This is a genomic window from Larsenimonas rhizosphaerae (assembly GCF_026240105.1).
Lineage (GTDB): Bacteria > Pseudomonadota > Gammaproteobacteria > Pseudomonadales > Halomonadaceae > Larsenimonas > Larsenimonas rhizosphaerae.
In genome coordinates, this window is the sequence record NZ_JAPIVE010000003.1 from 378,604 (window position 1) to 402,940 (window position 24,337).

The window sequence follows — 24,337 nt, forward strand, 5'->3', positions numbered from 1 at the left end:
CATGACTGACCGTCGCCCCCTGGCCCTCCTGCTGGCTCTGGCAGGCCTCATGTATCCGCTGATGATCCTGTGGCTGCTCCCCCATGCGGGCGCCAGGGCGCTGGCAATGGCAGGTCTGGGCCTGCTGCTGGCCAGAGCGGTGATCACGCGAAGGTTCCTTCAGAACGGACTGTTCGCCCTGCCGATCATCGTCCTGTTGCTGGCAGGTCAGGATGAACTGGGATTAAGGCTCTACCCGGTACTGGGCAATCTGATGATGCTGGTGATGTTTGCCGGCAGCCTGATGGGCCCCATGCCGCTGGTAGAACGACTGGCACGAATCAGTGAGCCCGACCTGCCGGAGGCCGGCATACGCTATACCCGAAACGTCACCCGGGTCTGGGCCGGCTTTTTTGCGCTGAATACCCTGGCAGCACTGGCAACGGCCGTGTGGGCCGACCTGCCGACATGGACACTTTACAATGGTGCGATCAGCTATCTTCTGACCGCCGCCCTCTTTACCGGTGAGTGGATCGTGCGCCAATACGTTCGACGGAGCCATACGGCATGATACCCATCCTTGACGAATCCCGGTTCCTTGACGCGCCATGGCACTACCGCCATGACAGCACGGTGGTGGCGGCGGGTATCAATGAACAAAAATGCATTGCCGATCTTCACCGAGATATCGCCGCGTGGCAGCAGGCCCCCATCGGGCCTGATCAGAAGGCCGTGCTTTATCACCCCGGGCCATGGCCCTTTGTCTGTGCCCTGCTGGCCTGCTGGCATCGTGGCATCCCTGTCGTATTGCCAGGCGATGACCGGCAGGACACGCTGAGCCAGCTGACCCGGGAAGGTGATGTGCTGCTGGGAGAGGCGCCCCATGCCTGGCAGCCCTGCCTGGATGATGACATCACCGCGCGTCCTGCCTGGGGGCCACTGCGAGCAGATGCCCCCGCCATGGAAATCTTCACCTCCGGCTCCAGCGGTGATCCGCAGCGTCTGATCAAGACCTTCCGACAGCTTGCCCATGAAACCTGTGCCTTCGGCAATACCTTTGCCCTGCCCGAGGGCGTCATTGCAAGCCAGGTAAGCCATCAGCACATTTACGGGCTGTCCGCCGGCCTGCTCCGCGCACTGGTACAGGACCGCCCCTTCGGCCTGAACATCTGCCGGTACCCGGAAGAAGTGGCACGCTACCTCGAGCACATGCCCATGGCTGCCCTGATCAGCTCTCCTGCCCAGCTTGAGCGCATACCGGAGGCGCTGCTTCCTCCTGATGGCCGCCGCCCCGGCTCGGTGTATTCATCAGGCGCCCCCTTGTCCCTGCCTGCCTGTCACCACGCCGAGGCCCGGCTTTCGGTGTCAATCATCGAAATCTACGGCAGCTCGGAAACCGGCGCGATCGCCTGGCGCGATCAGCGCGCTGACCCGGCATGGACCCCCTTTGATGATACCGACATCGAGGAACAGGACGGCGTATTGCGGCTTCGTTCTCCACGGCTGGACACGGCCGACTGGCAGCGTCATGCAGACCGTATCAAACATCTGCAGGGCCGCCGGTTCGAACTGCTGGGCCGGGCTGACAGAATCGTCAAGGTCGCCGGCAAGCGCGTTTCGCTGGATGGCATGGTTCGGCACCTGAAAGCCCATCCGGGCGTGCAACGAGCAGACTGTGTCGAACTGGCATTCTCGGGAGGGCGGCTCGGAGCCATAGTACAGCTGGAAGCGTCGGCCGTACCGCACCATCGCGAAGCTCGACGACGTTTGATTGCCTCGCTGCGCGAGACGCTGGAGCGTCAGTTCGAGCCCGTCGCCGTACCGCGCTACTGGCGCTTTACCACCGTCTGGCCCACCAATGCACAGGGCAAGCTGACCCGCGCCTTGATAGACGAACTGTTTGCCGATGTGATGGACCATGAACGTCCCCGCTGGCTGGGCAGCGAGCTTGAAAGCGATACCCGGCTGATAGTTCACCTGGAAGTGCCGGATACCCTGCGCGCCCTGGAAGGCCATTTTACGGGCATGCCTATCGTCCCAGGCGTTGCCCTGCTCACCTGGTGCATGGAGTATGCTCAACGCCAGTGGCCGGACGCCGGTACCGCCGGCCGAATCGAAAGGCTGCGTTTTCCGCGCCCGGTTCGACCGGGTCAACGCCTGACACTGACACTTGAATGGCGTGAGGACACCCTGCATTTCAGGGTAGGTTCCTGCGAGGGCGATCATGCCAGTGGACGAGCTCGATGCGAGGAACAACGCTGATGGCCTCACATCACGCCTGCGTACTGATACCGGTGTACAACCATGAACGCGCCATCGTGGAAACCTGCCGACAGCTGACCGCCCTGGAATTACCGATCCTTCTGGTCGATGACGGCAGCAGCCCTGCCTGTGCCAGGGTGCTGGACGAACTGGCCGCTCGCCCGGACATTCATCTGGTGCGACTGCTCCGCAATTCCGGCAAGGGCGCTGCCGTGCGCACCGGCCTGTTTGCTGCACGCGATCTGGGATTTACTCACGCTCTTCAGGTCGATGCCGACGGCCAGCATGACGTGGAGGACCTCCCGGCGTTCATCGCCGATATGGAGCGTACGCCGGAGGCACTGATCGTCGGCAGGCCGCGCTTCGATGACACCGTCCCCATGCACCGTTTTATCTGTCGTTATATCACTCATGTCTGGGTATGGATCAACACCCTGTCCATGGCGATCACCGACAGCATGTGCGGTGTGCGGCTCTACCCCGTCGCCCCCCTGACACGAATGCTGTCGCGACACAGCTGCGGTGATCGCATGGATTTTGATACCGAAGTACTGGTGCGGTGGTACTGGAGCGGCCAGGGCATTCAGAACCGTCTGGTCCGGGTTCACTATCCCACCGATGGGGTGTCTCACTTCAGGCTGTTGCGTGACAATCTGATTCTGGCGCGGATGCATGTTCGGCTGACACTGGGCATGCTGATGCGGATGCCCTCGCTGCTGGCCAGGAGGCGAACATCATGAGCAACAAGCACTGGTCAGAAGTCAAGGAATCCGGCTCGGTGACCGGCATGAATATCATGCTCGGCATCCACCGATGGCTGGGGGATACCGGGTACAACACCATTCTGTTTTTCGTCAGTGTGTACTACTGGTGTCGAAACCCGCTGGCACGCCGCGCTTCGCGCCAGTATCAGCGCCGACTGACATCGGCCCATCCCGACGTCCGACTGCCTGCACTTGCCACCCTTCGTCACTTCATGGCCTTCGGTATCGCCATGCGCGACAAGGTTCGGGCCCTGCACGGCCAGATTCCGCTGAATGACGTACAGATTGTCGATCATGCCACACTGCGTGATGCCATCACCTCAGGCAGGGGCGGATTGATTCTGGTATCCCATCTGGGAAATCATGAAATCTGCCAGGCACTGGGCACGCTTCGGCCCGACCTGAAAATCAGCGTACTGATGCATACCCGTCATGCACAGCGCTTCAATACCCTGCTGAGCCGCTCAAGCGGCCCTCGCCCCGACATCATCGAAGTCAGCGAAATTGGTCCGGCCACGGCACAGCGTCTTGGCGACCGTATCAATGAAGGGGGCTTTGTGGTCATTGCCGCTGATCGGGAGCCAATCGGACTGACCGGCCGCCGCCGGGCACTCGAATTCATGGGGCATCCGGCCTGCTTCCCGGAAGGTGCCTTCTGGCTGGCAGCACTGCTGCGCTGCCCCACGTGGTTTCTGCTGTGTGCCCGGGAGCGCAGCGGCTACAAGGTACATTTCGAACCGCTGGCAGACGCCGGCACCCTGAAACGGCACGAACGCAATGCCTGGATTGATCAGGGCATGCAGGCCTATGCTGATCGCCTGGAGCAGTTCTGCTGCCGCTATCCGCTTGAGTGGTTCAACTTCTACCCGTTCTGGGCACAACGAACACCCGCAAATGAACCTGATGCGACCAGCGCACTCCAATCGGCCGAGAGCACGCCACCAACGACGAGGCATGATCCGTGAATGTTACGCGCCCCTCCGCCACTGTCGAGATGGATGTCCCGTTTCACGATGTGGACATGATGAATATTGTCTGGCACGGCCATTACGCCAGGTATTTTGAAATTGCACGCTGTGCGCTGCTTGACCAGCTGGATTACAACTATCTACAGATGAAGGCATCGGGCCACGAATGGCCGGTGGTTGATCTGCGGATTCGTTATCCCGGCCCTGCCCGGTTCGGTCAGCGCCTGACCATTACGGCCACTCTGACTGACTGGGATGGCCGCTTACGCATCGCCTATGAGGTGCGGGACAAGGCAACGGGCAGCCGGCTGACCCGCGGCCATAGCGTTCAGGTGCCAGTGGACATTGCCACCGGCGAACGCCGCCTGTGTACCCCACCGGACCTGCTGGCACGACTGGAGCATTTGTCATGAATCATTTTTTCCGCCTTCTGCCCCTGCTTGCTGCCAGCGGGCTACTGCTGGGCACCCTGGGGCTGTCAGCAACGGCCCAGGCAGATCCGGTGAGCATGAGCGCCATCGAGCAACAGCTTTCCCGTCAGGCCCATGTCGAGGGCACGTTTGTTCAAAAGCGATGGCTGCACGATATGCAGACCACACTGACCAGTCACGGACACTACGAATTCGATCGTGGCGAGCAGGTTCGCTGGACACTGACCAGCCCGGTACAGGAGACCATGACGCTGGACGATACGGGCATGACCCGCAACGGCAAACCCGTGAAGGATGACCCGGGCGGCGTGGCGCGCCTGATCATGCAGTTGCTTGACGGAGATCTTGGTGCACTTCAGGAGCGCTTCACCATCGCGCTGTCCGGCACGACCGGACACTGGCAGGCTCGGCTGACCCCCAGATCCGATAGCATGAAACGTTATCTTGAGCGCATCGACCTGGCGGGAGGTGATCAGCTCGACACCCTGGCCATGCATCTGGCGAACGAGGACCGACTCGACATTCGCCTTGATCAGACCCAGAGCGACTCATGAACACGTCGGGCGCGCACCGGCCATCATGGGCCTGGTCATGGGGCGGCGTGATACTGCTTTGTGCGGTCATCTGCGGCTGGCTGTTGACCCACGGTGCACGCTTTGACACCCGTGTCACGGCACTGCTGCCGGATACTCATCAGTCCGAGCTGGTAGGGCGTGCCAATCATCAGCTGGGTGCACAGTTCGAGGACCGGTTCGTATTGCTGCTAAGTGCAGATTCGCTGAACGACACCGCAGCACGCCTTGCCGGTCTTCTGAACCAGAGCCCGGCTGTTGCATCGCTGCAGTGGCGCCCGGACGATTTTGAAAGTGGCGACATCGTCAAGGCCCTTGGCCCCTACCGATACCGGCTCATGGCACCGGACTGGCAGGACGATGTTGATGCCGGCCAACTGGAAAACATTGAACAGCAGGCTCTCAAGGGACTCTTCATGCCGGATGGTCTCGATCAGCATCCCATCCGCGACCCCTATGGCCTCCTGAATCACTGGCTGACCTATCAGCTGCCCTCCCTGTTCAAGACACATCACAACCTGGTCACCGTCACATCGGAGGAAGGTCAGGAGTACGCTGTACTGATCGGCACCCTGCATGGCAACCCGTTTGATCAAGGCACTCAGGCGCAGCTTGACGCGTCCCTCGCTACCTTCAACGATCAGTTCCCCAGGGCCACCCTGCTACGCTCCGGGATGATCTTTCATGCCAGTGAAGGCGCCAGACAGGCTCGACGCGAGATGTCCACCTTCGGACTGAGCGCCCTGATGGGGCTTCTGCTCATGCTGTGGCTGGTCTTTCGCTCTCCAAAAACCATGGCCAGTCTGCTGCTTCCCCTGGTGACAGGCGGCCTGTTCGCCCTGACGGTGACCCTGCTCATCTTTGGCCGCCTTCACCTGCTGACCATCGCCTTTGGTACCAGTCTGATCGGTATCGCCATTGATTACGCCATTCACATGCAGTGCGCCCGCGCCGCCGAACAGCATCATTTCTCACTGTCTCGCCTGCTGCCGGGACTGGCACTGGGGCTGGCCTCAAGCGTCATTGCCTTTGCCGCCCAGGCCCTGACACCCCTGCCGGGCCTGCGGCAAATGGCCATCTTTGCTGCAGCTGGCCTGATAGGTGCCTGGATAACGGTCGTGGTCTGGCTGCCTCGCATCCGCATGAAAAATACGCCTCACGCTGCCCGGCTGGCTGACCGGCTCTGGGCTCCGTTCTCACGCCTGCAGGGACGACTTCGCGCGCCGACGGCCCTTGGCCTGGCCGCCCTTGCACTGATACTGATTGTCAGCCGTCTCGGCACCGATGACAGCCTGCGCCTGTTGAATACTTCCTCACCGGACCTGCTGGGCGACGAGCAACAGGTGCAGCGTCTACTGCACCGCGACACGGGCACTCGCTATCTATTGCTGACGGCGCAGACGGCAGACCTGTGGCTTGATGCGGCCGATCAGCTGCATCCCCTGCTGTCTTCTCTGAAGAAGGAAGGCCATCTGGGCGGCTTCGAACTACTCAGTGACCATGTGCCCACCATGGTGCATCAGGATGACAATCTCGAGCGCACCCGCACCCTTTATCAACAGAATCTGGCCACCCTGTACACTCGTGCCGGCCTGCCCGAAACACTTGTTCAACAGGCCGACAGAACACTGACCTCTCCGCCCTACCTGACGCTGGATCACTGGCTGGCCACCGGCCCGGGCAAGAGCGATCAGCGGCTCTGGATCGGCCCGGCAGACCCTACTGAACCACAAGGTGCCGTCGCAGGTATCATCAGCCTGACCGGCAAGGCGGATGCCAGTGCCATCAAGGCACTGCAGGCCGCAGACAGGAACGACCCGCATCTTCGCCTGGTAGACCGGGTTGCCGATATTTCCAGCGTACTGGGCCAGCTTCGGCGGCAAATTGCCTGGTGGGTCGGCGGCGCCCTCGTACTGCTGGGTCTGGGGCTGTCCCTGCGCTACCGTCGGCGTACCTGGCGCGTCATGGCGCCGGCTGCCGGAGCGGTATTGCTGGTTCTGAGCCTTTACAGCCTGCTGGGCGTGCCCCTGAATCTATTTCATCAACTGGCCCTGCTGCTGGTCATTGGTCTGGGACTCGATGCCGGTATCTTCATTACCGAGCACCCCACCGCGCACCATGCATGGCTTGCCATTACGCTATCCACGCTGTCCAGCCTGCTGGCCTTCGGCCTGCTGGCCTTCAGCGCGACCCCGGTTCTGCATTATATTGGCCTGACCACACTGCTGGGATTGTTGAGCGTCTGGCTGCTGGTACCGCTGGTTCAACCCAGGCAACCGACCTCGCCTCAAGGGAGCATTACGCATGAGTGAGTTATCCACCACCACTGATGTGGTCATCATTGGTGCCGGCCCGGCCGGTGCCCTGGCGGCCAAATGGCTGGTTGATCGAGGCGTCAGGGTCGAGGTCATCGAGGCTCGGTATTTCCCGCGGTTTTCCATCGGAGAAAGCCTGCTGCCACAGAGCATGCATTACCTCGAGGAAGCCGGGCTGCTTCATGTGCTGGAGGAAGGCGGTTATCAGCACAAGAACGGCGCCCGATTTGACCAGGACGGAACAAGCGTCGATATCGATTTTCGAGACAAGTTTACTGACGGGTATGGCACCACCTGTCAGGTAGAACGGGCCGATTTTGATCATCGTCTGATCAGGGCTGCCGAACAGGCCGGCGCGGTCGTTCATTTCGGCGCCCGTATCAGCGATTTCACCGCAGACACTCAGGCGCCGTGCCTGACCATTACACCGGACGAGGGTCCGGTGCGACATCTTACGGCCCGGTTCGTGATCGATGCCAGCGGCTTTGGCCGCGTACTGGCCAGGCATGAAGGACTGATGCGTGCACCAGGACTCTCCGAACGAACGGCCGTCTTTGCACATATAGAAGACCACATCAGCGACCCCGGCTACGATCGGGAAAAGATTCTTCTGGGCGCTCACGCTTCAGAAGCAGAGCGCTGGTTCTGGCTGATCCCCTTTGCCAATGGGCGTGCATCGCTGGGGTTTGTAGAGCGCGCCCATCGACTGACTTCGCTGGGTGATACTCCCGAAGCCCAGCATCAGGCACTGTGGAAAAGTTTTCCGTACCTGACAGAGCTTCTGAAGGACGCGCGTCTGGTGCGTGAGCCCGCCACCCTGGGGGGGTACTCGGCCGATGTAGAGCGGCTTCACGGGCCCGGCTATGTGCTGGTCGGCAACGCCGGTGAGTTTCTGGACCCGATCTTTTCCTCCGGCGTCACCATTGCCCTGCGTTCGGCACGAGACGCCGCCGCGCTGGTTTATCGCTCACTGCAGGGAGACAATGTGGACTGGCACCGCGAGTTTGAACTCCCCCTGCGCCAGGGCATCAGCGTCTTTCGCGCCTTTGTCGATGCCTGGTATGACGGCTCCCTGGCTACCATCATTTTTCATCCCGATCCGCCCGCCTATTTGAAACGCATGATCAGTGCTGTGCTGGCCGGCTATGCCTGGGATACCACCAACCCGTTCGTGGCCGCACCTCGCAAGCACCTTGCATCGCTGGCGGCCCTGTGTAAAAAGGAAACTGCCTGATGCGAGGACACCTGGCCCCCTGGTTGGGCATCATGCTACTGACCCTGCTGGCCGGCTGCATGGGCCCGCAACTGGCACCCACGCCGGCGCTTGACCACCCGGCCGCGCCGAACACTCTTACCCGCCTTCTGACCTTTGCGCCTCATGACAAGGATGATGATGCACGTCAGCTGCTGGGAGTCATTCGGTTGATGCCCGGGGGGCTACAGACGGTAGTGGCTACGCCCACCGGCCAGAGGCTGTTCACGCTGGTTGATGATGCCCAGGGCGCCCGCTATACCCAGACGCTGATGAAGCCGCCCTTCCCGGCTGCCTGGCTGGCGGCCCGGCTGGAGTGGGGCCTGTGGCCTGCGCCGGCTCTGGCTGATGCCTGGCAGGGCAGTGACTGGACGCTCGCCACCGAACGAGACCCACAGGGCAGAACCATCCGCCATATCCGCCAGAAAGGCCGTGATATCGTTACCGTGACCTATGATGGCGACCAGCCGCTGGCACCGGCGCCGGTGTATCTTGATGATCATCAGGCCGGTTATACCCTGACCATCGCCCCCTTGCCCGACGAGGGGACACCATGAGCCAACAGATACCCTGCCGTCTGTCGGCTCCAGGAATCGCGTCCTGTCTGGGCAGCGATCTATCCGTCATCACTAAAGCGCTTGAGACCGGAACACGCGGGCTGACAATGTGCTCGAAGTACACCCCGGGGCATCCCCTGGCGCTTGGGGCCGTAACCATGCCCCTGCCGGACATGTCCCACTGGCCGGCCAGACATCAAAGCCGCAACAACCAACTGAGCCTGGCCGCGCTTGAGGCGCTTGGAGAGGCACTGCCAGCATTATTGGCTTCGGTCGCCCCGGAGCGCATTGGCGTGGTAATGGGCAGCAGCACTTCCGGTGTCAGTGAAACCGAAGCGGCCATTGACCGTACCGGGCCCGGCAATGACTTTGATGATCAGTACTGCTACTTCCGTCAGGAACTGGGAGCCACGTCTGCGTTCATTGCACATCACCTCGGGATTCGCGGCCCCCAGTGGACCATTTCCACGGCCTGCACCTCCGGCGCTCGGGCGCTGAGTGCGGCCCGACGTCTTTTGGCCTCCGGCCAGTGTGATGCGGTCATTGCCGGCGGTGCCGATACCCTGTGCAACCTCACGGTACATGGCTTTGCGTCTCTGGATGCCGTCAGTGCGACGCCCTGCCTGCCGTTTTCACGACACAGAGACGGCATCAATATTGGAGAGGCTGCCGTTGTCTTCATCGTGACTCGTGACACCGATGGCATTCAGCTGACCGGCTATGGTGAAACGTCTGACGCTCACCACATTTCAGCCCCCCATCCGGAGGGCGACGGTGCAGCTCGCGCCATGGCCCAGGCACTGACCATGGCAGGTACCTTGCCGCAGCACATCGGCTATCTGAATGCCCATGGCACGGCTACGCCGCACAACGATGCCATGGAAGCCCGGGCCATTGATCGTGTTTTCGGCCATTGCGGTGTACCTGTCAGTGCCACCAAGGCATTGACCGGACACACACTGGGCGCGGCCGGTGCGCTGGAAGCAGCCTTTGCCTGGCTTTCACTGACACATCAGTTTCTGCCGGTGCATGTTCATGATGGCCACTACGATGACCGGCTGCCGCCGCTTGATCTGGTCAGCTCGTCCATACCAGGGGCCCCGTTGACTCACGCCATGAGCAATGTCTTTGCCTTTGGCGGCAACAATGCCACCCTGCTGCTGGAGCGCACGTCATGATACTGCCACGCCCCATCGCCGGCCTCGTGCCTCACTCCGGCCCCATGTGCCTGCTCGATAGCGTTACCCATGCCGATGCAGCGGGGCTCAGTGCCATGGTAACGCCAGCACACGACGCCATGTTCATGACGCCGGACGGCCTACCGGGCTGGATCGGACTGGAATGGATGGCACAGGCAGTAGCAGCCTGGGGCTATCTCACCGCCGATACCGGACAGGAAGAGGCTCCCAGAAAGGGGCTTCTGCTGGGCGCCAGTCGCCTGCAGCTGTTTGAACACTACCTGCAGCCCGGCACCACTTATCGCGTCGACATCACGCCCGGATTTGTGGCCGACAATGGTCTGGGTACCTTTGACGGTGCCATTTTCAAGACCGACGCTCGTGTGGCCGAGGCCACCCTCAAGATTTTTCAGCCAAGTGACCCGGCTGCACTGACCGATGGATAATCACACCATGACCTCTTCCGAGAACACCCACAGAATTCTGGTCACCGGTGCCAACCGTGGTATCGGTCGGGCCATTGCGCTGCGATTGGCGAAGGACGGCTTTGACATCGTGGTGCACTACCGACAACGTCAGGATGATGCCGCCATGGTGTGTGAGTGCATCGAGGCCCTGGGGCGCAAGGCCTGGCTGCTGCAGGCCGACATCAGTGACCGCGATGCAACCCGCATCGCCCTTGAGCAGGAAGTGGAGGCACGTGGTCCCTTTTACGGCGTGGTACTCAATGCCGGCTTCAGCCAGGATGCCCCCTTTCCCGGCATGCAGGACGAGCAGTGGGACAGCGTATTAAGCGTCAATCTGGATGGCTTTTATAACGTATTGCGCCCGCTGGTCATGCCGATGATCCAGGCCAGAAAAGGCGGACGAATCGTGACACTGTCCTCGGCGGCAGGTGTGGTGGGACAGCGCGGCCAGGTCAACTACAGTGCCGCCAAAAGCGGGCTGATAGGGGCCAGCCGAGCGCTGGCACTGGAGCTTGCCAAACGACGCATCACGGTCAACTGCATTGCGCCGGGCTGGATAGACACCGAGATGACCGAAGCCGTGCCCCGGGAACAGATCAAGGAGCAGGTACCGATGCAGCGCATGGGCGAGCCGGATGAGATTGCCGGCGTCGTGAGTTTTCTTTGCTCACGAGACGCTGCCTACATGACTCGTCAGGTCCTGTCGGTAAACGGTGGCATGTTCTGACAAGGGGCGCACCGCGGCGGCAGTGACCTGCTTGCGAGGCCGAACAGGATCACGGATAGTAGCCCCATCGCGCCTTCACTTTTTCGAATTACTTCGTTTTTTGAACCAACATGGAGAGGGTTCTCATGATGCGTTGCAAGACTCTGGCAGCTTCGCTTTTGAGCGTTGCCGTCGTTACGCTCGGCTGGACCGGACAGGCCCAGGCGCGCAATACCCAGTACTTCATGCCCTTCAAGGATGTACTTTCCCTGCCTCAGGCACGTGAAGAGCTGGACCCCACGATTCGATTGTATTTTGGCAACCAGGTCCATCCCGAGGTTCAGGACCGTCACGGCGGGTATTACACGGACCGTACCACCAGCTCGATAACCAAGAGTGATGAGGAAGCCTGCCGCTGGGTTGCCCTGTCTGCGCTGATTGATCTTCAGCAACGCGCACGGCTTGTGGGTGCCAATGCGGTCACCAACATCGCCAGCTACTACGACAAGCGTGATTACATCAACGATGAAAATTACGAATGCCATGCCGGCAACGTGGTAACAGGTGTTGCGCTCAAGGGCAACATGGTTACCCTGCCTCCGCAATAGGCTCTGTTTCGGCGAGGTTTCCCCTCGCCGTATCCTGTCATTGATGCCTCGTTTTCCAGCCCGCCTTTCCCCGCCCTGCTTTTTTCTCGCATAATGCCCGCCCTGCTCCGACTCCATCGATGGATTCGGAATGACTCTGACACCTGAGCAAGGCGGAACGATGGCAGCGAGATTACTGAAAAATACAGGCTTGCAGGTAGTGATCGCCATGGTGGCCGGCGTGATTGCCGGCATCATGATGGGCGATGAGGCCCGCCTTTTTGCCCCCCTGGGGGATGTATTCATTCACCTGATTACCATGCTGGTCGTGCCCTTGATTGCGGTTGCCATCATCTCAGGGGCCGCCGGACTTGGCAGCTCCTCTTCGGCCGGACGTACCGGTCTGCTGACCATTGGTTTCTTCCTGCTGACCTCGGCGCTGGCTGTCGCCCTTGCACTGGGGCTGGGCGAGCTGTTTCAGCCAGGTCAGGGGGTTGATCTCAGCCAGAGCATGTCCAGTGAATATGCCGACAAGGGCTCGGTTCCGGGCTTTTGGGATACGGTGCTTGGCATGATTCCCACCAATATCTTTGCTGCCTTGAGTCAGGCCAACATTCTCCAGATTCTGGTGTTCTGCATGTTCTTTGGTCTGGCGCTGACACGAATCGATCAGACACGCGTCAAACCTCTGATGGCCGGCCTTCAGACCATCATGGATGCCTTGATATGGATGATTACCGTCGTGATGTGGCTTGCGCCTGTCGGGGTCTTCGGGCTGATGGCCGATGCGGTGGGTACTTTCGGCTTCGGTGTACTGGAATCGATCAGCGGGTTGATCGGCGTCTATTTTCTGGCCCTGCTGATCTATGGCCTGATCATCTATCCATTGATCATCCGCCTTGCCTCGGATGTACCACTGGGTGTCTTTTTCAGCAAAATGAAAAAGCCTCAGGTAGTGGCGCTGTCAACAGCCTCCAGCATGGCCACGCTGCCGGTCAACATGGAGGTTGCCGAAAAGGAACTGGGCCTGTCCAACGAAACCTGCGCCTTTGTTCTTCCGCTGGGGGCCACGATCAATATGGCCGGCAACGCAATCTATTACGGGCTTGCCGCCGTTTTTTTCGCTCAGGTCTTTCAGGTCGATCTTGGTCTGGCCGCATGGAGTGCCATCATCTTCACTGCCACCATCGGTGCCATCGGTCAGGCGGGTGTGCCCGGCCCCTCCTTTCTGGTGGTAGCGGTTCTGATCGCCGCAGGCATCCCCACTGAGGGGCTGCCTCTACTGATCGCTCTGGATCGTATCTTCGACATGACACGCACTGCCCTGAACATCACCGGTGATGTGGTAGGTGCGGCTGTGGTCGATAAATGGTCGCACCGCTCCTGAACCATAACCACAGGCGCCAGCCATGGTGGCCGGCGCCTGTGTACATGCCGTCAATGATTTTCGATCATCGGCGTCAGGTCCTTCGAAACAGCTTCCAGTACATCCTTCCAACGTAAATAAGGGGTAGCAGCGCGCCCGTTGACCATGACAGCAAAGGCGCCCCATCGCCCCTGACGAGTACGGAAATAGCCGGCTACGGCACGCACCGGCACCGGCTGATTGAGGGTACCCGTCTTGATCATGATATTGTTTTGAAAGACATCACTGCCCCGACGTATAAACCGCATCGGCCCGTTGACCGGCGCCTGCATGCCGGCCACAAAGACCGGAAACAGGGCGGGACGATGATACATCTCATTGAGCAGTGCAATCAGGCCGTGGGCCGAGGTCTTGTTTTGCGTGGTCAGCCCACTGCCGCTTTGCAGGGTCACCGGCCCGTGGCCCGGCACGGTCGCCACAAATCGCTCGAGCGCTGCACTCGCATTGGCCAGGGTCGCCGGTGTCGTACTCGACAGGTCCAGTGCCAGTACATCGGCCATGAAGTTATTGGAATAGTTCATCATTCGAAGCAACAGTTCCTGAAGCGTCGGGCCATCGACCGATGCCAGTACCGTCGCATCTGCCGGGGGTCTCGTTCGGCTCAGGGTTGCATTGCCGGTCACCGTAATATCGGCCTGATGCATAAGATCCACCAGCGTATAAAGGCTCTGCTGGGCCGGATCGGCACTGGCACGATAGATATTACGCGGGAAGGTATCGAGCGCGATGGTGCCATCGAGCTTCAGTGTATCGGTTGACCCGCTGGTCACTCGTGCGCCGCTGATGCGCGTAGGCTGCGTCGTGGCAACGGTCTTGATGCTACTGTCGACCGCCGTCAGTGCCTTCTCGCCAAAACAGCCCTGCAAATGTGCCGGTTCACCGACCTTCGATCCCGGATAGACGCGCACACACCAATTGGCAAAATCCACGGCAGCCGAAGACAACAGGGCATCATAGGCGTGGCGTGAGGAAGTACGCGCCCGACAGCGATCCGTGCTTATGCAGGGCACCGGGCCAAATCGCCACTCACTGACCAGTACATTACCCCGCACACGCTTGACGCCCAATTGCTTGAGGCCCTGCACCAGCATCCAGTAGTCGTTGGACGTAAGCCCCGGGTCACCGGCACCGTCCAGGATGATATCACCGCGCAGCGTGCCATTGCTTTCCACTTCTCCGGTAGTCACCAGCCGGGTGGTAAAGCGCTTCTGGGGGCCGAATCGGTCCAGTGATGCTGCAGAAATATAGAGTTTGGAGACCGAGGCCGGTGTCAGCATGGCCCTGGGCGCGATGGCGCCCAGTGTGGTATTGCCATCAAGAAGTACTGCCTGAGCACTGACGTCAAATCCCTTGGCAGCAATGCCTTCAACGGCATCAAATCCGGCAGCATGGGCAAGTGACGTCACACTGCAGGCCACCATGCAGGCCAGTACGGCCAGACGCTGCGTTATCGGGTGTTTCATGAACCGCTCCCTGTCATTATCGTGCCTCCATTGGAGCACATCAGCTTACTGACAGGGTTCCAGGAAAAACAGGGTTTCCTTTCATCAAACCTTATTAATGACGCCATCCGTTGGCATGAGAGAGGGCTGCCAGGAAAGTGTGGCGCGCATTCGCCACAGCGATTGGCCGCTGTCATGATACTTGCGCTCGAAGGGGGTCATGAAATCGCCGTTCGGAGCCCAGCACTCGACGGCAGGCAGGGCCGTTACTGCGCCTGCCATGGTCATCGCCTGAGCAAATTCCTCTACGTAGATACGCCAGTTGGAACGCACTTCAACCTCACCCCCCAGTGCCAGCAGCGCTGGGAATACCGGGTGGCCATGCCAGCGGAGCTTCAGATGGCCGGGCTTGGGATAGGGATTGGGGTAAAGGATATAATGGCGTGAAGGCTGCCAGCCGGCAGCCAGGGCGAGGCGCCAGAAATCCACCAGATCCGCGCGAATCAGGAAGGCGTTATCGGCCAGGGCGCCGTGCTGCCGGGACAGCCGATCTGCGCTGCGATCAATGCCGATGACACAGTTGTCGGGGTACAGGGCCGAGAGCCGGCGCGTTGAAATGCCGACACCGCATCCGGAGTCCAGTATCAGTGGCCCACCATGGTACTCACGCCAGCGTTGTGCCCGCTCGAAAGCCTCCCGGGAATGATCCGCAATCGGCCGCTGCCAGGGCGCCGAAAGTGCGCGCTGTACCCGGGTCGCGAGGTGCTCGTGAACCGTGTGTTGCGAGGTGGAAATACTGGAAGAATTGCCCTGCATCTGTCTGCCCTGCCGTGATGATCGCCCAACCACCGGCATCATACCGCAGCCACGCAGGACCCGGACAACAAAACATGACCACGAGAAGGACGCACCAGCATGACGTGCGACCCGACGCAATGCTATCATCGCCGTATTCTCCGCCCATGATGGTTCGTTCCCATCATGGGCGAATCGATATGAACGTATTACGAGGGACGCGGCTTGTCACAGTTACCGGTGATCGTCGGCATGGGCGGCATCAACGCTGCCGGCAGAACCTCGAGTCATCAATCCTATCAGCGCACCGTGCTTGACGCCCTCCCCACGGCATCACAGCATCATACGCTTCTGGGCCTGGCATCACTGATGGCCCTGGCCACACGCGAAGCCGATCAGTGGCGCGACACCCAGGGCAATGCACTGGATGAAGCAAGTCTGATTGCTCAGCATCGCGACTGGATCCTGACTCATACCAATATTCGTCGGATCGAGGATCCTCAATTCGGCGATGACGGCATTTCATCCGCCAAAAAGGCCGGTCTGTCGCTCGACACACCATTGACCTTCGTGCTCAGCCGTCGACAGCTCCCTACGCCGACGCCGGCCCACTGGCAGGTGCGAGAGATCGACAGGCGTCAGGTGGAAGTGACCGTGCCGGCTGGCCCACTGGATGTCATGTTGCCGGAGCAACGTGACGCTCTGGTGAAAAGTGCCGGACAATTACCCACCGGGTTTGAACCGGCTTCCTTCTACCGCAGTGTGCATCACCCGCGCGGGCTGGCCATGTCCATCTTTGGAGCATCAGACTGTCTGGGACAGAGCGGGCTTGAATGGCAGGACATCATTGACCGACTCGACCCGGATGCCGTGGCCGTTTATGCCGGCAACTCCATCGGTCAGCTCGATCAAAACGGCTGGGGTGGCCTGCTGCAAAGCTTCGTGACAGGACAGCGTGCCACGTCCAAGCAGATGCCGCTGGGATACGGCCAGATGCCGGCCGATTTCATCAATGCCTACGTTCTGGGCAGCGTGGGAACGACAGGCTCCATGCTGGGTGCCTGCGCTACCTTCCTGTACAACCTGCGCCTGGGCGTTGAAGACATCAAACAGGGCCGTCGGCGTGTGGTCATGGTCGGCACCTCGGATGCTCCGATCACCCCGGAGGTCGTCGAAGGGTTCCGTGTCATGAGCGCACTGGCAGATGATGCCAGCCTGAAGGCTCTGGATGCTCTGGAGCTGCTGACCGATGCCGATTATCAGCGCGCCAGCCGTCCCTTTGCACGCAATTGCGGCTTTACCATCGCAGAGGCTTCTCAGTTCATCCTGCTGATGGACGACAGTCTGGCGCTTGAAATGGGTGCCCAGGTGCTTGGCAGCGTGCCGGATGTCTTCGTTAATGCCGATGGCTGGAAGCGCTCCATTTCGGCACCGGGTATCGGTAACTACCTGACCCTTGGCAAGAGTGTGGCACTGGCCAGGGATCTGCTGGGGGATGACGCCGTACGCCATCGCAGCTACATTCATGCCCATGGGACCAGCACTCCCAAGAACAGGACGTCCGAATCGCACGTCATGGATATGGTGGCGCGAGCCTTTGGCATCGAGAACTGGCCGGTTGCAGCCATCAAGGCCTTTATCGGCCATTCCCAGGGCAGCGCTGCCGGAGATCAGATGGCCAGCGCACTGGGAACCTTTGCCTTTGGCATGATTCCCGGCATCCCCACCCTTGACCAGGTAGCGGATGATGTCTTCGCTGAAAAACTCGATTTTTTCACTACGCCAAAGGCCTTTACCGCAGATGTCAGCTTTATCAATGCCAAGGGGTTTGGCGGCAATAACGCTACGGCTCCCCTGCTGTCACCGGATGTGACCGAACGCCTGATGACCCTGCGCCATGGCGAGGCCGCCATGACGGCATGGCGAAGCCGCCGTGACAGGACACTTGAACGCAGCGCAGCCCATGAGAATGCATCACATGGCGGACACTTCAAGCCGACCTATCAGTTCGGCGAAGGGGTACTCGAGGGCCCTGAGCTGTCCATGGACAGTGCCGGATTGAAGATACCCGGTTATGCCAACCCGGTATCGTTCAACGTCGACAATCCCTTTGGACATCTGAACGACAAATAACTGGCCCGGACCGCGCTGCCTGGCGTCACTGACTGTTGCAGCGCGAGACTACCAGCGAGGCGCGTAATGAATATTGCGGTGTATCCAGGGACCTTTGATCCCATCACCAATGGCCACACTGATCTGATCGAACGAGCAGCACGCCTGTTTGATAAAATCGTGGTGGCCGTGGCCGCCAGCCCCGGCAAGAAACCGACGTTGTCACTGGACGAACGTGTCCAGCTGGCGCGTGATGTGCTTGAAAGCCTGGACAATGTCGAAGTGGTAGGGTTCAGTTGCCTGCTGACCGAGCTCATCGAGCACCACCACGGGCGTATCATTCTACGTGGCCTGCGCGCCGTTTCGGACTTTGAATACGAACTGCAGCTGGCCAACATGAACCGTGCCATGGCGCCTCATGTAGAAAGTCTGTTCCTGACGCCGGAAGTACAAAACTCCTACATCTCGTCGACCATCGTGCGTGAAATTGCGCGTCTGGGCGGAGATGTAACTGCGCTGGTGCACCCCCGGGTGGCTCGCGCGCTTCAGGAGCACTATCACTAAGTGCCTCCCTGTTGTCTTCATACGGCAGCGTATCGCGCGCTGCCTGCTACCGTGAGGTAACTGTCATGTCTTTGATGATCACCGACGAATGCATCAACTGTGACGTCTGTGAACCGGAATGCCCCAATGATGCCATCTCACCGGGCGAAGAAATTTATGTGATCGATCCCGGGCTGTGTACCGAGTGTGTCGGTCACTTTGATGAACCTCAGTGCCAGCAGGTATGCCCGGTAGACTGCATACCGCTTGACCCCGAGCATGAAGAGACCCGGGATCAGCTGATGGAAAAGTATCAACGCATTGTGGTTGCCGGCTGAAAAACCAGCGCTCCGGACATGAAAGGGCCGCCTCGATGGGCGGCCCTTTCATGTCCAACACTGCCTAAAAACTATAGGTTGCGAACAGCTCGACGAGTTGCGATGTGTGGTCATCATAAAGACCACTCTGCTTCGCTCCATCGTCCGGAAAGGCCACACCGTACACGCCGGAAATGCTGAAGTGATCCGTGACGGTCCAGTCGGCATAAAGATCTACCTCTCGGGCAAAATCACGACTGGAAATACCCTGCGGAGTTTCATCGTAGCGGAAACGATAGCCAATCAGGCCGGTTTCAAGCGACTCATGAGGCCTGATCGATGCCTTCACCATGTCCACTTTCAGATTGGAGTTGAACAGCATGTACTCACCGACCACTTCCCCGAAGTACCAGCTGCCCCACCCACCGGCGAACGAATAAAACAATGGATCATAACCCTGGCTGAATTCAGCGTAGCGATAGGCAATTTCGGGCGTCCAGGGTGTATTGAGGAAGGTATAGGTAACCTGCCCGTACCAGGCGTGATCATCGACATTCTGTCTGTTGTTGGTCTCGTATACATACTGGCCGCCGAGCGCAAGGCCGGGTAGCGATGCCAGAGGGATGCCCTTGGCACGCAGGTTATAGACTTCCATGCCATCGCGGGCATCAATATCACTGTCGTAGATATCAAGATATGCCGCACCGAATTTGGCGCGATCTCCCAGGGTATAGTCCACGTTAACCCCGTTCAACGACGTATCCTGATCGGAGCCGCCGCTGACGTATTGATGCGCCTTCAGATGAAACAGATCACCATGCCAGCCCTGGCTTTCCAGTGACAACACCGCGCTGGACTGAAATTCGTCACCCGGGCCGATGTAGTACACAGCGTTCTTGCCGGTATCGCTATAGGCATCACCAACCAGAAATCCATCACCGAACTGGAAGGTCTGTCGGCCAAAGGAAAAGGTAATGGCATCCTCACCCAGTGAATCTGTCAGCATGTCGCCGCTGCGCCACCCCAGGTAGGATTTTTTCAGACGGGCTTCTTCTGGATGACCCGGTGTTGCGCCGTCGACATCGCCATGGGCATTGCCCCGTGTCAGACCATAGCTGCCGGAAACGCCCCCGAACAGGGTACCCCTGCTCTCAGGCAGATCAACTTCACCTGCCAGACTCGGGATAACGGCTGCTTCCCACCAGTCCGGGCCCTTATCCGGCTGCGCCCCTTCCCGTGTACCACCGAAGTTGGCATTGCGCGTGCCGGCTGCAAAACCGTGAACCGTCAATCCGCCGCTGAGCCGTACACCAGTAGCAGCATTGTCATACAGCGAGATATTGGTTGTCGGCAAGATGATCCCTGCCGATGTCAGATCAACATCCGTCACGGTCCCTGCCTGAGCCGTCGAGGCCAGCAGCAGCCCTGAGACCAGTGAGCTGGACAGTGCCAAAGGCCGCAGCTGCTTCGGTGAAATCACGTTATTCATTGTTGTGCCCCTTTTTGAATGAAATAAAGGCGTGACAGCTTGAATCGTTCCAGTTTTCCGGGAGGGCAAGGGCGAGAATATGTCAGTATTGCCCCTTTGGAGCAGTCGGCGGCTGGTCACGCATGAACAGTGTTTTTGTAGTAATTGACACGATGTTAAATACATTCTTGTTATATTACAAAAGCACGGACCTGCCCGGCCGCATGTCTTCCTGCATATGCCACTCGTTTTACCATGGACTACAGACGTGAGTTTCCTTCCTGCTGCGACTCAGCGCGTGTGGGGCCTGGCCTGGCCCATCATTCTCTCCAACATAACGGTCCCCCTGCTGGGACTGGTGGACACTGCCGTGGTGGGGCACCTGAGTGATGCCCGATATCTGGCCGCCGTAACACTGGGCGCCACCCTGTTCAGCTTTCTGTTCTGGGGATTCGGTTTTCTACGCATGGGAACCACCGGCCTGACGTCGCAGGCCCATGGCCGTGGCGATACCAAAAGCCTTCGACACCTGCTGGGCCAGTCGCTGATCATTGCGCTGATACTTGGCCTCATCCTGATTGCCCTCTCGCCGCTACTGATTACTGCAGGGCTCGATCTGCTGGGCGGTGCCCCTGATACGCGTGAGCTGGCAAATGGATATGCTTATATACGAATATGCTCGGCACCAGCGGTGCTGGTCAACTATGCATTGATAGGATGGTTTCTGGGCCAGCAGAACAGCCGAGTCACTCTGTTGATCATGGTATTGACCAACAGTATTAACATCGTTTTGGATCTGATCCTTGTTGTCGGACTCGACATGACCAGTAACGGCGTAGCACTGGCATCAGTGGTGGCAGATTATTGCGCCTGTGCGACAGGACTCTGGCTCGCCATGCGACAGCTGAAGCGCATTCCCGGCACCTGGAGTATCGAGTTACTGTCCAGACTCAGGGCCTACGCTCCTCTTTTTCACGTCAACCGCCACCTTTTTGTGCGCACGATGTGTCTACTGTCTGCAATGGCCTTCTTTACGGCACAGGGCGCACGCATCGATACAACAACACTTGCCGCCAACGCCATTCTCATGCAGCTGGTCATGATGACGTCCTACGGCCTGGATGGCTTTGCCAGTGCCGCAGAGGCACTCGTGGGGGAAGCCGCAGGAAAAAATGATAAAACACTCATGTCCCACCACATCGTTGCCTGTACATGGTTCTCGATACTGACAGCAACTGGGGCTGCACTTCTGTTCTGGCTCGCAGGCCCATGGTTCATCAGCCTGATGACGGGTCTGGCACCAGTGACGGCAACAGCTGTCAGCTTTTTGCCGTGGCTTGTTGTCATGCCACTGGTCGCCGTATGGAGTTACCTGCTGGATGGAGTTTTTATCGGTCTGACCGATACAAGAGCAATGAGGGATACCATGATTATCGCTCTGATGGCCTATATGGCCTGCTGGTATGTTACGCAATCTCTGGCCAATACCGGGCTATGGCTGTCATTTACCTTGTTCACGGCCGTTCGCTCTCTTGGGCTGGGAGCGATTTATCTGAAACGGCACACTTGAAACTTCAGAGTGTAAGAGCATCCCGGTAACACTCAAAAAATCCTGTGAGTCCTTTTGCTTTGATAAACTACATTAACATTTCTTTAATGAACGGCCTCTTTAATCAGGGCATTTATCTATGAGCTACCCTTTCAGCTCCAGGGCATCCGGCTACCGCCTGCAGTCTGCCAGCTTTCGTTACCTGCTGCTGCCGGCAATCCTTCTGATGGCATTGATCGGCTTTTTGTGGCTGTCCCGCGTCCAGGGCACCTGGATTCCTCCACATTATGCTGCCTGGCATGCCGTCATCGAAATAATGGCTACCCTGATGGCGCTCATGGTCACCCTCTGCCTGTTCACAGGATACCAACGCACGGTTCCTGCGGCGTTACTGGTAATGGGCGTCCTTTATGGGCTGGCGGCAGGCTTCAACCTTGCTCATGCCCTGTCATTTCCAGGGCTTGCCCTATTACCCGGCATCACCGATATCAACGTCACGCTATACCTTGGGGCAACAGGGCGCTTTCTTGCCATCAGCGCATTGTTGATGGTGGGGATCTCCAGTGTTGAGCGGTGGCCATCATCGCGCTGGCTGTTCGGATTACTTATAGGTAGTGCCTTACTTGCTCTGGTGCTGGCTGGCCTCATCTACCATCACGACCGCATCCCCCTTCTCTATAACCAGGGTGAAGGGCTGAGCACTTTCAAGATAGTCATGGAGTGGGTACTGGTAGTTACCAGTCTCATGGCAGGCGTCTTTCTCATGAAAAACGAAAGGCTGTCGAAATACGTCAACAACAAACAACTGGCCAGTGCGGCCTTCATTACTGCGTTGTCAGAAGTCTGCTTTACCCTCTACGCCGCATCCTATGATGGGTACAGCCTGCTTGGTCATGTTTACAAGCTGATTGCTTATGGCCTGGTATGCCAGGCCACACTGGGCTCAAGCCTGAAACAACCCTTTACCGAGCTTCAGGAAACCCGGGCCTCACTGGACAGGCTGAAACGCGATTATCACTTTGCGCTGGAAAATGCTCGCACCGGCATCTGGGAATACAACCCAGACCAGGACAGGCTTGATTACTCCCAGCACTGGCATCGCCTGCTGGGTTATCAAAACAGCGACATGCTGGATGGCAGCATTGAAAAAACACTGGGGCAGATTCATCCGGACGACAGGGCCGAATTCAAGCAGATTATTCATCGTCATTTATATGATGAAGGCCCGCCGATCCAGCATGAATACAGAGTGCTTGACGCCAACGGTCAGTGGGTGTGGGTCGAAGCGCAGGGGCAGGTGATGTCACGGGATGCCATGATGCATCCTGTGCATGTAGTGGGCACCGTCACCATCATCAATGAACGCAAGCCCACGCAGCTTGCATTTCAGGCCATGAATAACCGCTTCAGAGCCATATTTGATGCATCGGCCGATGGCATGGCAATGATAGATACCACGGGCGCCCCTCATCAGACCAATTCTCCATTGCAGCAACTGTATGGTGAAGAGATCAACCCGGCCATCAGCCTCTTTGAGCAGGCTTCCGGGCCGGACGCTCGTCGTTTGGCCATTGATTGGAACGATTATCTCGAACAGCTGCCTCTGGGTCAGGAGGCCGCCCTGTCACCATTTACCGGAAAATACCGGCTTGATACCGGGGTGTATAAGCCGCGCTGGACCGAATGGAATATCATGCCACTGAGTAATGAGCCCCTGTTTCTGGTGCAGGTCAGTGACATTGATGAACAGCACTACGCCAGAGAACATTTACGGGAAAATAAAGCCCTCTACCGAGGCCTTTTTACCGGCGGCAATGCCATTAAATTACTGATCAACCCGCTCGATGGCCAGATCATCGATGCCAACCCAGCGGCTTCCGAATATTATGGGTATGCCTTGCGTACCCTGCAGGGCATGTCGATACAAACGCTCAACGGCGGGAATCATGAGGACGTCAAACGGCGATTGCTGCAGGCACAACTGAACTCGATAGCGCGCTTTGAGACCACGCACTGTCTGGCCAATGGAGAACATCGTGCAGTAGATATTCGTATCAGTCCGATTCATATCAATGGCGGAAACATGCTGTTTGCCATTGTTACCGACACTCAGGAGCGGGTCTGCGCAGAGCAGTCACTGGCACAGTCGACAGAGCTTTGCAGGGAAAAGGAACGATACCGGCAACGGCTGCACGCCCTCCGCTCACGCCTTGCGGCTGCGACAACCATCGAAATGTTCAGGGCCGGCGTGACTCAGGAGTTGCCAGGCTGCTTCACTGATACCAGCGGAACGCTGACACTTCCCATTACCGAGCTGGCTCAGCCTCTGCGCGTGCACTGGGGCACGGAGCAGCATGCACAGTCAGACTGCACACTATCAAGAACCATCGACAGCGACCAGGCATCACCCGGCACACTGACATTAATGACAGAACCCCTGACGCCGGAAAGACGAAAACTACTGGAAGACACCCTTGATGAATGCACGATTGCCCTTGCGACAGCTCTGACAATCCTCCGCCTGTATCTGCGCGTTCAGGAAGCAGGGCGCAAGCCTTTTGAATAATAAAAGTACCGGCGTCCTGCCGTTACATCCACAATGCCCCTGCATGAAGCACATCCGCGTCAGTCACGGTTCTTGAACTGA

The 24,337-nt window shown here is 58.8% G+C and carries 22 protein-coding genes; 19 read left to right on the top strand and 3 right to left on the bottom strand.

All coding sequences use genetic code 11. From position 1 onward, the window contains the following. Window position 1 precedes the first annotated feature (1 nt). The 14 genes from OQ287_RS11845 to OQ287_RS11910 all read left to right on the top strand — a co-directional run bounded on the left by OQ287_RS11845 (window position 2) and on the right by OQ287_RS11910 (window position 13,425). Complete coding sequence (locus tag OQ287_RS11845) at window positions 2-550, top strand: COG4648 family protein (RefSeq protein WP_265896561.1); 549 nt, start codon at window positions 2-4, stop codon at window positions 548-550. Then, a complete protein-coding gene (locus OQ287_RS11850) occupies window positions 547-2,241 on the top strand; it encodes an AMP-binding protein (protein ID WP_265896562.1) in 1,695 nt (564 codons plus the stop codon). Before OQ287_RS11845 ends, OQ287_RS11850 begins: the two co-directional genes overlap by 4 nt. After that, window positions 2,241-2,981 carry a glycosyltransferase family 2 protein gene (locus tag OQ287_RS11855; RefSeq protein ID WP_265896564.1) on the top strand — a complete coding sequence of 247 codons (741 nt, stop codon included), beginning with the start codon at window positions 2,241-2,243 and terminating at the stop codon, window positions 2,979-2,981. Before OQ287_RS11850 ends, OQ287_RS11855 begins: the two co-directional genes overlap by 1 nt. After that, window positions 2,978-3,970 carry a glycosyl transferase gene (locus tag OQ287_RS11860; RefSeq protein ID WP_250938978.1) on the top strand — a complete coding sequence of 331 codons (993 nt, stop codon included), beginning with the start codon at window positions 2,978-2,980 and terminating at the stop codon, window positions 3,968-3,970. Before OQ287_RS11855 ends, OQ287_RS11860 begins: the two co-directional genes overlap by 4 nt. Continuing rightward, window positions 3,967-4,386 carry an acyl-CoA thioesterase gene (locus tag OQ287_RS11865; RefSeq protein ID WP_265896565.1) on the top strand — a complete coding sequence of 140 codons (420 nt, stop codon included), beginning with the start codon at window positions 3,967-3,969 and terminating at the stop codon, window positions 4,384-4,386. The genes OQ287_RS11860 and OQ287_RS11865 overlap by 4 nt, the downstream gene beginning before the upstream one ends. Further along, on the top strand, window positions 4,383-4,958 hold the full coding sequence (locus tag OQ287_RS11870; RefSeq protein WP_265896566.1) for a LolA family protein: 576 nt from the start codon (window positions 4,383-4,385) through the stop codon (window positions 4,956-4,958). The genes OQ287_RS11865 and OQ287_RS11870 overlap by 4 nt, the downstream gene beginning before the upstream one ends. Beyond that, window positions 4,955-7,288, top strand: coding sequence for an MMPL family transporter (locus tag OQ287_RS11875; RefSeq protein WP_265896567.1), 2,334 nt, complete (start codon window positions 4,955-4,957; stop codon window positions 7,286-7,288). Before OQ287_RS11870 ends, OQ287_RS11875 begins: the two co-directional genes overlap by 4 nt. After that, a complete protein-coding gene (locus OQ287_RS11880) occupies window positions 7,281-8,525 on the top strand; it encodes an NAD(P)/FAD-dependent oxidoreductase (protein ID WP_265896568.1) in 1,245 nt (414 codons plus the stop codon). The genes OQ287_RS11875 and OQ287_RS11880 overlap by 8 nt, the downstream gene beginning before the upstream one ends. Continuing rightward, the gene (locus tag OQ287_RS11885; protein WP_265896569.1) at window positions 8,525-9,100 is read left to right on the top strand and encodes a DUF3261 domain-containing protein; all 576 of its coding nucleotides are present in this window, start codon (window positions 8,525-8,527) and stop codon (window positions 9,098-9,100) included. Before OQ287_RS11880 ends, OQ287_RS11885 begins: the two co-directional genes overlap by 1 nt. After that, window positions 9,097-10,278 carry a beta-ketoacyl-ACP synthase gene (locus OQ287_RS11890; protein WP_265896570.1) on the top strand — a complete coding sequence of 394 codons (1,182 nt, stop codon included), beginning with the start codon at window positions 9,097-9,099 and terminating at the stop codon, window positions 10,276-10,278. The genes OQ287_RS11885 and OQ287_RS11890 overlap by 4 nt, the downstream gene beginning before the upstream one ends. Next, entirely contained in the window at window positions 10,275-10,724 is a 450-nt protein-coding gene (locus tag OQ287_RS11895; protein WP_265896571.1) for an ApeP family dehydratase, read from the top strand. The genes OQ287_RS11890 and OQ287_RS11895 overlap by 4 nt, the downstream gene beginning before the upstream one ends. 7 nt (window positions 10,725-10,731) lie before the next feature. Continuing rightward, window positions 10,732-11,472 (top strand): 3-oxoacyl-ACP reductase FabG, encoded by a 741-nt coding sequence (gene fabG / locus OQ287_RS11900; protein ID WP_265896572.1) that lies wholly within the window; start codon window positions 10,732-10,734, stop codon window positions 11,470-11,472. Window positions 11,473-11,597: 125 nt separating this feature from the next. Then, window positions 11,598-12,059: an excinuclease ATPase subunit gene (locus tag OQ287_RS11905; protein ID WP_250938957.1), complete on the top strand. Its 462-nt coding sequence runs from the start codon at window positions 11,598-11,600 to the stop codon at window positions 12,057-12,059. Window positions 12,060-12,219: 160 nt separating this feature from the next. Further along, window positions 12,220-13,425 carry a dicarboxylate/amino acid:cation symporter gene (locus OQ287_RS11910; RefSeq protein WP_265896573.1) on the top strand — a complete coding sequence of 402 codons (1,206 nt, stop codon included), beginning with the start codon at window positions 12,220-12,222 and terminating at the stop codon, window positions 13,423-13,425. Between the two features lie 50 nt (window positions 13,426-13,475). Here the strand turns inward: OQ287_RS11910 and dacB are convergent, their stop codons facing one another. Together dacB and trmB are read right to left on the bottom strand one after the other, a co-directional pair. Continuing rightward, window positions 13,476-14,927, bottom strand: a complete 1,452-nt coding sequence (dacB, locus tag OQ287_RS11915) for a D-alanyl-D-alanine carboxypeptidase/D-alanyl-D-alanine endopeptidase (RefSeq protein WP_265896574.1) — start codon at window positions 14,925-14,927, stop codon at window positions 13,476-13,478. Window positions 14,928-15,011: 84 nt separating this feature from the next. Then, window positions 15,012-15,722, bottom strand: a complete 711-nt coding sequence (gene trmB, locus OQ287_RS11920) for a tRNA (guanine(46)-N(7))-methyltransferase TrmB (RefSeq protein ID WP_265896575.1) — start codon at window positions 15,720-15,722, stop codon at window positions 15,012-15,014. Window positions 15,723-15,953: 231 nt separating this feature from the next. Here trmB and OQ287_RS11925 point away from each other — a divergent pair, with 231 nt between their 5' ends. The 3 genes from OQ287_RS11925 to OQ287_RS11935 all read left to right on the top strand — a co-directional run bounded on the left by OQ287_RS11925 (window position 15,954) and on the right by OQ287_RS11935 (window position 18,694). After that, window positions 15,954-17,834: a beta-ketoacyl synthase gene (locus OQ287_RS11925; RefSeq protein ID WP_265896670.1), complete on the top strand. Its 1,881-nt coding sequence runs from the start codon at window positions 15,954-15,956 to the stop codon at window positions 17,832-17,834. 66 nt (window positions 17,835-17,900) lie between these two features. Then, window positions 17,901-18,377, top strand: a complete 477-nt coding sequence (gene coaD, locus OQ287_RS11930) for a pantetheine-phosphate adenylyltransferase (protein WP_250938948.1) — start codon at window positions 17,901-17,903, stop codon at window positions 18,375-18,377. Window positions 18,378-18,442: 65 nt separating this feature from the next. Then, window positions 18,443-18,694 (top strand): YfhL family 4Fe-4S dicluster ferredoxin, encoded by a 252-nt coding sequence (locus OQ287_RS11935; protein ID WP_250938946.1) that lies wholly within the window; start codon window positions 18,443-18,445, stop codon window positions 18,692-18,694. A 64-nt stretch (window positions 18,695-18,758) separates the two neighbouring features. Here the strand turns inward: OQ287_RS11935 and OQ287_RS11940 are convergent, their stop codons facing one another. Then, window positions 18,759-20,162 carry an alginate export family protein gene (locus OQ287_RS11940; protein WP_265896576.1) on the bottom strand — a complete coding sequence of 468 codons (1,404 nt, stop codon included), beginning with the start codon at window positions 20,160-20,162 and terminating at the stop codon, window positions 18,759-18,761. A gap of 247 nt (window positions 20,163-20,409) precedes the next feature. On the opposite strand from OQ287_RS11940, the gene OQ287_RS11945 reads away from it, so the two are divergent. Together OQ287_RS11945 and OQ287_RS11950 are read left to right on the top strand one after the other, a co-directional pair. After that, entirely contained in the window at window positions 20,410-21,711 is a 1,302-nt protein-coding gene (locus OQ287_RS11945; protein ID WP_265896577.1) for an MATE family efflux transporter, read from the top strand. 118 nt (window positions 21,712-21,829) lie between these two features. Next, window positions 21,830-24,256 carry an MASE3 domain-containing protein gene (locus tag OQ287_RS11950; RefSeq protein WP_265896578.1) on the top strand — a complete coding sequence of 809 codons (2,427 nt, stop codon included), beginning with the start codon at window positions 21,830-21,832 and terminating at the stop codon, window positions 24,254-24,256. Window positions 24,257-24,337 lie beyond the last annotated feature (81 nt).